The sequence below is a fragment of the Haemophilus sp. HMSC066A11 genome (assembly GCF_001811665.1).
GTDB lineage: Bacteria > Pseudomonadota > Gammaproteobacteria > Enterobacterales > Pasteurellaceae > Haemophilus > Haemophilus influenzae.
Genome location: NZ_KV805845.1, coordinates 1 through 1,312, shown reverse-complemented (window position 1 = coordinate 1,312; position 1,312 = coordinate 1). Strand labels below are relative to the sequence as shown.

The window sequence follows — 1,312 nt, the reverse complement described above, 5'->3', positions numbered from 1 at the left end:
TGATGAAATCGATGCAGTGGGTCGCCAACGTGGTGCGGGCTTAGGCGGCGGACACGATGAGCGTGAACAAACCTTAAACCAAATGCTAGTTGAAATGGATGGCTTTAGCGGTAATGACGGCGTAATTGTTATTGCGGCAACTAACCGTCCAGATGTACTTGATCCAGCTTTAACTCGTCCAGGCCGTTTTGACCGGCAAGTAGTTGTTGGCTTACCTGATGTGAAAGGTCGTGAGCAAATCTTAAAAGTGCATATGCGTAAAGTGTCTGTTGCGCAAGATGTTGATGCAATGACGTTAGCGCGTGGTACGCCGGGCTATTCTGGTGCAGATTTAGCAAATTTAGTCAATGAGGCGACTTTGTTTGCTGCTCGAGTGAATAAACGTACGGTAACCATGCTTGAGTTTGAAAAAGCGAAAGATAAAATCAATATGGGGCCAGAGCGTCGCACTATGATTATGACGGATAAGCAAAAAGAATCCACTGCTTATCATGAAGCTGGTCATGCGATTGTAGGGTATTTAGTACCTGAGCATGATCCTGTACATAAAGTGACGATTATTCCTCGAGGACGTGCGTTGGGTGTGACATTCTTCTTACCTGAAGGTGATCAAATTAGTATTAGCCAAAAACAATTAGAAAGTAAGCTTTCTACCTTGTATGCAGGGCGTTTAGCGGAAGATTTGATTTATGGTGAAGAAAATATCTCAACAGGTGCATCAAATGATATTAAAGTCGCAACTAATATCGCGCGTAATATGGTGACGCAATGGGGATTCTCTGAAAAGTTAGGTCCGATTCTTTATACAGAAGATGAGGGCGAGGTTTTCTTAGGTCGTTCAATGGCGAAAGCGAAACATATGTCAGATGAAACCGCTCATGCAATTGATGAAGAAGTGCGTGCAATTGTAAATCGCAACTATGCGAGAGCAAGAGAGATTTTGATCGACAATATGGATATTCTTCATGCGATGAAAGATGCATTAGTCAAATATGAAACTATTGAAGAAGAACAAATTAAACAATTGATGAATCGCGAACCTGTCACACCGCCATCAGGTTGGGGAGAGCCGAAAACTCAACAGGCTGCTTATGCAAATTCAACAACGAATGATACAAAGCCTGAAAGTGCGGTAGAAAATACCGACAATTTTAATGTTTAACTTATCAAAGCCTTTCTTCGGAAAGGCTTTATTTTTTCCTAATGATTTTTTTCTTGGATGTATTTCGCTATAATCGCCCACCAAAATCACTCTAAAAATTAACCGCACTTTATGAAACTTTACGCAAATAATAAATGTCTTGATTTAAGC

1 protein-coding gene is annotated in these 1,312 nt (G+C 41.1%); it reads left to right on the top strand.

The genetic code is table 11. The features are described 5' to 3' along the window. Nucleotides 1-1,162, top strand: a 1,162-nt coding sequence (locus HMPREF2813_RS00240) for an ATP-dependent metallopeptidase FtsH/Yme1/Tma family protein (protein ID WP_116945661.1), incomplete at its 5' end; no start/stop codon positions are given. Nucleotides 1,163-1,312: the final 150 nt, after the last annotated feature.